Origin of the sequence: Anaerococcus sp. AGMB09787 (genome assembly GCF_022808955.1) — a bacterium.
Lineage (GTDB): Bacteria > Bacillota > Clostridia > Tissierellales > Peptoniphilaceae > Anaerococcus.
In genome coordinates this window covers 1-7,815 of the sequence record NZ_JAKZEY010000039.1, presented here as the reverse complement: position 1 = coordinate 7,815, position 7,815 = coordinate 1, and the positions used below count along the sequence as shown (strand labels likewise).

Here is a 7,815-nt window from a genome sequence, read left to right as displayed (position 1 = left end):
TTCTGGATATAATATATATTATATCTTGAAATTTAGATAAACGTTGAAATCAACAAATTATTATCATTATAAACATACTTTGGGGCGTTATCCGACACATTTTGGGGGAAATAAAATTAATCGTTTCTCATTTGGTAATAAATGCATAATAATACAAAATATAGAGGGAGTGAATTCCCTATCTTATGCATAATCTATTTCACGAAGTTTTCCCTTCCCAGCTTCTAATTGAGAAATTGATCTTTTGAGCCTTTGAATATTTTCGATGGAATAAAACATATCCAGATAGACTTTATTTTAAGTTTTAAGCGATTCAAGAAAAGAAGAAACATGAAATTCACACCTAATTTCGAGACCAAAACGATACATTTTTGATACATTTTATTTTTTTTATAAAGGGCTTTGCCCTCTTGCCCTCTAGGGCAATTCACCCAGCAAACAAAGGGATCTAGGCTTGTCCAAAGTCAGCTAGATTAGTATAATATATATGACTAAATAAATTACGTTAATCGAAATGAACAAAAAAGAACCAGGTCGGCATACCTGGTCTTTTTTTTATGCTAATTACTGATTTTTAAGCTTCTTATATCTACCAACTCATTTTCATTATAAGGCTGATCACTTCTAAACATAGTTTTCTTCTTACTAGTCTTATAAAGGTCTACACGTCTGTAAATCCTGTATTTATTGCCTTTTACTGTTGTAAAATACACTTTATTATCGCTTTCAGTAAACTTTCGCATATCTTTTTTACCTTTCTTTTAACTTAAAAAGCTATCCATTTTTTCTTCCAGATCTTTGTATTTTTTATTTTTATCTTTTTGAACTAAATCTGTTATATAATCAGCCATACTTACATTATTTATAATGGCTTTAGCTCTTAACATTGTGTAATCTTCCAAATTACATTTAAAGCTTATCGTCTTACTTTTCACTTGTTTTTTGTTTTGTTCTAAGCTTTTTAAAAATTGCTCTGCTTGTGCTTCTTTTTCCGTTTTTTGTGTGGTATTCACTTCCTCTCTTACTTGTTCTTGTACGTTACTATTATTGTTTAAATCTTGCATTTATAAGCTCCTTTCCTGCTTACCTTTCTAATTTCGTTCCTATACTATATATATGTATTATTTTCTCCAGAAATTAAAAAAAATCTGTTTATACGCTTCGGAAAAATCGAAGATTTTTTCAACGTATAAACAGATTAACCCTATTTTTTTGCGTTATATCCCAAAATTTAATAAGAATATAAGCGATTTTTTTACCTCTTTTTTTATTCAGAAAAGAAAAATACATATATAAGATGTAAGACATTGAATACTGGGAGAGTTGGAAACGAGGAAACAATTTTTGCACGCTTTTAAAATTTTAAAGAACAAAAAAATATCTAAGGTAAAAAATAAAAATATGAAATTAAAAAAATCGAAAATGATAAATAAGTGAAATAAATAAAGAAAAAATATTTATAAGTTAACAATTTGAAAGAAAAAAGAAAATTAAAATTTAACCAACAAACAATAGAACAAGCCAAGTTCTAACTCTCCGAGTAAAAAAATGCTGCGAAAGACAAGCCAAGTCTTTTTAAATAAAAAATGTTGCACGCTCTGCATAGTGCAGTGCAGGGCACTTGATTGCTTTAACTCTAAAAAAATCTTAAAAGAAAGGTAGTGAAATTTTATGGGTAGATGGGATAAGAAAAAACAAAAAAATACTTTAAATGATGATATCTATAAAGAACTTCTTAATATGTATCAAAGCGGAAAAGGAAGATCTAGAAATAAAGACAAAGATACTCCAGGAGCTACAAAAAATAGAATCTATAGTACATCCACATATGAAGGATATAAAAGACAATGCAGAAGATTTTCTAAGTGGCTCAAAAAAAAATATCCAGAGGTAAAACATCTAAATAAAGTAAAAATAGAACACGTAAATAAATATCTAGAAACAATGATAGAAGAAGAACTTTCTGCTTCTTCTATATCTACAGCTAAGGCAGCTATAGCCAAAGTTCTACACGTAAGTAGTGAAGAGTTTATAAAAACTCCAGAAAGATATAGAAAAGATATAAAAAGAAGTAGAAACGCAGTAAAAAGAGATAAAAACATATCTAAGGAAACCGAGAAAAAATTTGCTAAGCTAACCTCAGCCATAGGAGGAAGACGCAGGGAAATGGAGGCTTTAAAAGGAACAGATTTAAAATTCAATAAGTATGGAGTTCCTTTTGTATATATAAAAAACGGAAAAGGAGGAAAGAAACGATATGCCATGATTTTGGGAGAAACACAAGAAGAAACTGAAGAAATTATAGAAATTTTTAAGCAAGCAGGAAAATTAAATGTTTGCTCTAAACTTCCATCTGCTTTTGATAATCACTTTTATAGAGGTATCTACGCAAAGCGTATATATAATAGATTCGCAAGACCTGAAGAAAGCATTCCAGATAAGCAAAAATATATAATGCGAAAAGATCGAGCTGGCGAAGTTTTAGATCGCAGAGCTATGGAAATAACAAGTAGAAACTTAGGACATAATCGTATCGACGTAATCGCCAGGCACTACCTATATTAAAAAAGTGAAAATCTTAAATTTTAGGCTAATTTCTAAAACTAAAGTTTAAGATTTTTTCCTTATAAAAAATCTATACAAATCGAGAAAAGCTGGTTTTTGGTACAAATACCGGCTTTTTACTCTTTTTTAAGAAAAAACCTTAATATCATACGCTCTAATTTTCGTTCTAAGCGACTTTATAGCTTTAGGCATATAATTATATGCTTAACATATTTCTTAGCTATAAAATATATGTTTATGAGGCTTCCAGCCCGCTTCCCTCTGGGGAAGCTCCTGGGACACACTAGGGAGCGATAGCTTATGCTGAATCTCTTTTTTTGTGCTTTTTTGTAAATTTTAAAAGCCTTGATAGACCAATAAAAAAGGCTCTCAAAATCTAATATATATTAGATAGACGTTGAAATTTCAATTAGTAATTATTTGACTTAAGATTTAAAAGGTTATATAATAATATTGTGCAACATGATAGAAAGGAGTTGGCTATGGAAACTAATTTTATAAATTTAAAAGAAAAAAGCGAGCTGGATCGTAGCAAATATATCAGTATAAGAGTCACAAGCGAAGAAAAAAAGCTAATAGAGAAAAAAGCTCAAAGTTTAAATAAAACAAAAAGCCAGCTTGTAAGAATGGCACTAAATAACTTTTTAAAAAATAATTAAATTAAATAAATAAGCAAAAAAATAGCACGTTTTGGCGAACGTGCTACTGTGGTATAAACCTTTTTCATTGATATTAATAATATACTACTTTTATATAAAAAAAGCAAGTAAAAAGTAAGTTTTTTCAAAGCTTTTAAAAAGATATAAACAGTTAAAATGTAAGTAAAATTAAAGGTTATCCAACAGCACTTTTGCAGAAAGGATAACTTTTTTTATGGAAAACTATAAATACAACACCTTAAAAACCGCTGATTATGGCGATTTTACCCATAAATCAGACAACAAAAAAGAATTACTAAAAACCATGTATCAAGACTTATATGGGGGTTACCCAGTCTATTACAGAAGCCAATACAAAACTTTTTCCAGCTCTGGTTTTGTAAGTGATACAGAAAGCTTTTTTAATCTAATAAAAACTAAAAGAAAAATACATATCAGCATCTTTAATAAAAGGCCAGAGCGGAGAAATCACAGCAACGGTAAAACTTACGCAAAAAACGTAAAAGACAATTCCGTAGCAACTCGATTTTTAGTAGTAGATATAGACTCATCACAGATTTTTTATACTGAAGATGCCTATGCAACCATAGAAGCTTTAGAAAATCAAGGTCTATACTACAAGATACCTAAACCAACTTATATAGTGCATTCTGGGGCAGGACTACACCTCTACTACTGCTTAAAAGACTATATTTTTCTTAACTATGAAGAAAAAATAATAGAGCATAAAGACGGTAGTACAACTACAAAGAAAGAGCTCGATCAAAACTCTGAAAAAATTTTAGAATTTTACCAAGACATGACTGAAAAAATTAAAGGAGTTATACATAAGAGCTTAAAAGAAATTATTCCACAAATCAAAAATCATGGTGGAAGCTGGAATGTTAAATATGTCTTAAATTCTTTAAGAGTAGACCCATACGTAAAAGGCATACAAACTCAACTTATAAGAGCCCCAGGAAGCTATAATTCAAATGCTAAAGTTTATACAACTATCTTAAGACATAACCCAAAAAACAAATATAGTCTATATGATTTTTCTAATTATAAAAAATTAATATCTTATATCAGACAAGAAAATGGTATCTTCGAACTTTATCCTTTGAAAGACACAAAAAGAAGTTACACAGAAGAAGATGCCTACAGGTTAAACCTAGCAAGACTTGAAGATATAGAAACCCTTATAAGATTAAGAAAACAAAATAATAATCTTAAGGGTAGCAGGCAGAATATATTAACTCACGCTTGCTGGATACTATGGAACTTACAAGACTGCTCTAAAGAAGTAGTAAATATCTTCGAAAAACTGAGAGCTTTAGGAAAACTTATAGGAGAGGAATTTGACAGCGACACCTGGATAATGGAAAAAATAAGGCATGCAAAATCTTATTACTCAAAAACTCCCTACCTAAGAAAAGAATCAACAATAAAATTCCTAAATATTAAAAAAGAGGAACAAAGAAATCTGGTAGTGTACACTACTCGAAGAAGAGGGAAAACCCCCAAGAAAAGAGAAAGATCAAAAAAAGAAAAAAGAGAAAAAGAAGAAAGAGTAAAGACAAAACAAAAAAGAAATAAACGAGTACAGAAGCTGTACAAGGAAGGCATACCCATAAAGAGGATAGCTAGAGAACTAAACATAAGCAAAAACACAGTAAAAAAGATATTAAAAGACGATAAGTAAACAGAAACTAAGTGATAACCCCAAACCACAAGAGGAGCATAATATACCCCTTATCAGAGTACCAAAAAATTGACCCCCCTAGTTGGCTTGATTTGAAGTGCTACAGAAGATTTTAAATTTTAAAAATGTGAAAAAAAGTTTTTCAGGATAAAAACTAGTATTTCTTATATATGGAAAAGCTCCTATTTTGAGTTCTAAGCGGTTTTGGTATATTAGGCAAGCAATTATACATTATTATTGATTAAAGCTATCCAAGAAGCCCCTGGTTCAATATAAAACAATGGAAAGAGAAAGTAATAAGGTTATAAAAAGCAGCCCTCGAAGTACTACCCTTAATGGGGCAAAAATGATACTTTTTCACAAATAAATTAACAATCTAATTTATTATAACAAAGTTTTTATATTTTATGAAAGCCTTTAAGCTCATATTTTGAGTTTTAAGCAATTCTAGTGTATTAAGCAAGCAATTATGCCTTAGTAGAACTTAAAGCTATCCAGGGGCTTCCTAGTTCAATATAAAGCAATATAAAAGAGCAGGATCTTACCCGCTCTTTTTATTTTTCTTCTTCCCCTAAAAAGAAGATTTTTATCCTTTCTGGCAAGGACTTTTTTAAAGGTTTATCTTGTATCTGCAAAACTCTATCAGCTTGCATTAAATCTAAAAGTTTAGTATTAAAGTTTTTGTAGTCGTCAAGAACTTTTAGTCTTTCTTCCCTCTCATCTTCATACTTTTGTTGTAGCTCTTTATATTCTTCTTGAAGATCTTTCATCTTACTTTGTAGTTCTTCATACTCCTCAGAGCCTATAACTTCGTTTTCTTTTGCTTCTAAGCCTTTTTTTTAGTAATATGATACAAGAATTAGTAAGATTTAAATCTTCCTTTTGTGCGTACTCTCTAACTTCTTCGTCTAAATTATCTGGTAATATTATGCTGATTTTCGCCATTTCTGCCCCCTAATATATAATATTATCCTGTAGTATATTATCTTAGATAGTATTATATCATCTTATCCCAAATAGTAAATAATCATCTAGTATAAGATAATATCTTCTTATTTCTTATATAAAAAGATTAAATAATATATAAGAAGATGGCTTTAAATAGGCATTTCACTTTCTATATTCTTGAATATAGTTCCTTAAAGTTTGGTAGTTTATTCCTGTAGATTCTGAAGCTTTTCTTATAGAGTACCCCTCATCTAAGAGCTTAAAAGCCTGGACAAGTTGCGGACTGTCTTTTGTATATTTCTTTTTTCTGCCTTTGTACTTTCCTTGTTTTTTTGCTAAAGCTATACCTTGTTTTTGCCTTTCTCTAATTTTTTGTCTTTCTGTTTCTGCTATATACTTATACAGCTCTAAAATTAAGTTATTTAAAAGTCTATTAAGGTTTGGATCTTGCGTTTGTGTTGTTGGCAAATTTAATATCTGTAAACTCGCACCTTTATTTTGTATTGTGCTTATTATATAATCTAGGTCTCTTGTATTTCTACCAAGCCTATCTAATTCTGCTACAATAACAATGTCTTTTTCTCTAATATAGTCTAATAGATTTAATAATTCGGGTCTATTTTTTATTTCTGCTCCAGATTGTTTTTCTTTAAAAATTTTATCTGCTCCAGCATGTTGTAAAAGTTCTATCTGCCTATCCAGATTTTGCCCTGTGCTGCTAACCCTAGCATATCCAATTTTCACCATTTTACTATATCCTCCTAATTAAAGCTTATATATAAGCATACAATTATATGCCTTATATATTAAAATCGCTTAAAACGCATTTTAAAGCCTTGTTTTTTTACTGTATTTTACTATTTTATTTTTAGTCAATTCTATTTAGTCGTTTTAAAGCTTTTTTTATCAATTTTCATATATTTATAAATATAGTATACCCTATTTAGTCAATACGTGATACTAATTAAAAATTTAATATTTTGTTTCTTGTTTATATCGATTTATTTCGGGTAGTTATTTAATGTGAAATAATTAATGGTTAATGTATAAATTAAAAAATAGGAGGGAAAAATGAGAAACAAAAAAAAGAAAAAAATATTTAGTCTAATTATGGCTTTTATGTTATTATTCAATTTTATTAGCCCTAATTTAGCGATGGCTTCAGAAGAAGATAATACAAATACATATTTTACTGATGAACAAGTAAAGGAGCTATCAAAACAATTAGAGTTTTATTTTGGAGAGGTTGGAGAAATAACTGAAAATGGCGAATACATAATAACTAATCCAGATTTATTAGAAGATGTATCAAATAATGACAAATATGCAAAAGAACTATATAATTCTTATTTGAGCAGCAGACAAATACATTTATATAGCAAAAAAGAGTTTGTAAACTGTGTTGTAGAAGATCAATTAGCTTGGTTATTTGATGCTCTTGATGGTAAGACTTGGCAAGCATTAGGTGAAGCTATGGCAACTCATGCATGGAACACCGCAGGTAAAATATTATCTACAGCTCTATCTTATGCTAGTAAGGTTGCTGGAGCAAGCGTAAGTATAGCTTTTACTGCAGGTTCTCTAGCTGTAAGTGCATACCAATGTAGGAACTTTTGGTAATGCTTAAAGCTATAAAGTATTTCCTTTTCTTCATAATAACTCAAAATAACGAGGTTAAATACGAATTTAAGCTTTCTAAATTTATTATTAATATAATAGGGATAGTGTTTAGTGCTATTTTTATAGTATTGTTTTATTACTTATTAGAAAGATTTAATATAAATCAAGTATTAAAAAAAATAATATTTATTTATTTAAGCTTAGGAGCTTTGTGTAGTATGCCAAGCGAAAATATTTATTTAGATAAAAAAGAAATTGATCTAACTGGTTTGTTAATACCGTTCGCATCTTATCAATTTGCATTTATAGCACCTATTTATCTATTTAGGTATTGTTTAA

Annotated in this window: 9 protein-coding genes; 4 read left to right on the top strand and 5 right to left on the bottom strand. The window is 29.2% G+C overall.

The features are described 5' to 3' along the window. Positions 1–560: 560 nt before the first annotated feature. Together MUN42_RS07715 and MUN42_RS07710 are read right to left on the bottom strand one after the other, a co-directional pair. A complete protein-coding gene (locus MUN42_RS07715; protein ID WP_243344117.1) occupies positions 561–743 on the bottom strand; it encodes a hypothetical protein in 183 nt (60 codons plus the stop codon). Positions 744–761: 18 nt separating this feature from the next. Next, positions 762–1,064, bottom strand: a complete 303-nt coding sequence (locus MUN42_RS07710) for a hypothetical protein (protein ID WP_243344116.1) — start codon at positions 1,062–1,064, stop codon at positions 762–764. Positions 1,065–1,671: 607 nt separating this feature from the next. Here MUN42_RS07710 and MUN42_RS07705 point away from each other — a divergent pair. From MUN42_RS07705 to MUN42_RS07695, 3 genes are all read left to right on the top strand, one after another. After that, positions 1,672–2,565, top strand: a complete 894-nt coding sequence (locus tag MUN42_RS07705) for a site-specific integrase (RefSeq protein WP_243344115.1) — start codon at positions 1,672–1,674, stop codon at positions 2,563–2,565. 482 nt (positions 2,566–3,047) lie between these two features. Then, positions 3,048–3,224, top strand: a complete 177-nt coding sequence (locus tag MUN42_RS07700; RefSeq protein WP_243344114.1) for a ribbon-helix-helix protein, CopG family — start codon at positions 3,048–3,050, stop codon at positions 3,222–3,224. Positions 3,225–3,438: 214 nt separating this feature from the next. Further along, positions 3,439–4,908 (top strand): helix-turn-helix domain-containing protein, encoded by a 1,470-nt coding sequence (locus MUN42_RS07695; RefSeq protein WP_243344113.1) that lies wholly within the window; start codon positions 3,439–3,441, stop codon positions 4,906–4,908. 554 nt (positions 4,909–5,462) lie between these two features. Here the strand turns inward: MUN42_RS07695 and MUN42_RS07690 are convergent. The 3 genes from MUN42_RS07690 to MUN42_RS07680 all read right to left on the bottom strand — a co-directional run bounded on the left by MUN42_RS07690 (position 5,463) and on the right by MUN42_RS07680 (position 6,603). Further along, a complete protein-coding gene (locus tag MUN42_RS07690) occupies positions 5,463–5,678 on the bottom strand; it encodes a hypothetical protein (RefSeq protein ID WP_243344112.1) in 216 nt (71 codons plus the stop codon). A gap of 25 nt (positions 5,679–5,703) precedes the next feature. Further along, positions 5,704–5,853 carry a hypothetical protein gene (locus tag MUN42_RS07685; RefSeq protein WP_243344110.1) on the bottom strand — a complete coding sequence of 50 codons (150 nt, stop codon included), beginning with the start codon at positions 5,851–5,853 and terminating at the stop codon, positions 5,704–5,706. A 165-nt stretch (positions 5,854–6,018) separates the two neighbouring features. Beyond that, complete coding sequence (locus tag MUN42_RS07680; protein WP_243344109.1) at positions 6,019–6,603, bottom strand: recombinase family protein; 585 nt, start codon at positions 6,601–6,603, stop codon at positions 6,019–6,021. A gap of 324 nt (positions 6,604–6,927) precedes the next feature. Here MUN42_RS07680 and MUN42_RS07675 point away from each other — a divergent pair, with 324 nt between their 5' ends. Then, the gene (locus tag MUN42_RS07675; RefSeq protein ID WP_243344107.1) at positions 6,928–7,476 is read left to right on the top strand and encodes a hypothetical protein; all 549 of its coding nucleotides are present in this window, start codon (positions 6,928–6,930) and stop codon (positions 7,474–7,476) included. The last annotated feature ends 339 nt before the right edge of the window (positions 7,477–7,815 follow it).

Coding starts and splice junctions, on each gene's coding strand:
- MUN42_RS07690 (WP_243344112.1), bottom strand. CDS start 5,678: ATGAAAGATCTTCAAGAAGAATATAAAGAGCTACAACAAAAGTATGAA.
- MUN42_RS07695 (WP_243344113.1), top strand. CDS start 3,439: ATGGAAAACTATAAATACAACACCTTAAAAACCGCTGATTATGGCGAT.
- MUN42_RS07710 (WP_243344116.1), bottom strand. CDS start 1,064: ATGCAAGATTTAAACAATAATAGTAACGTACAAGAACAAGTAAGAGAG.
- MUN42_RS07700 (WP_243344114.1), top strand. CDS start 3,048: ATGGAAACTAATTTTATAAATTTAAAAGAAAAAAGCGAGCTGGATCGT.
- MUN42_RS07675 (WP_243344107.1), top strand. CDS start 6,928: ATGAGAAACAAAAAAAAGAAAAAAATATTTAGTCTAATTATGGCTTTT.
- MUN42_RS07680 (WP_243344109.1), bottom strand. CDS start 6,603: ATGGTGAAAATTGGATATGCTAGGGTTAGCAGCACAGGGCAAAATCTG.
- MUN42_RS07715 (WP_243344117.1), bottom strand. CDS start 743: ATGCGAAAGTTTACTGAAAGCGATAATAAAGTGTATTTTACAACAGTA.
- MUN42_RS07685 (WP_243344110.1), bottom strand. CDS start 5,853: ATGGCGAAAATCAGCATAATATTACCAGATAATTTAGACGAAGAAGTT.
- MUN42_RS07705 (WP_243344115.1), top strand. CDS start 1,672: ATGGGTAGATGGGATAAGAAAAAACAAAAAAATACTTTAAATGATGAT.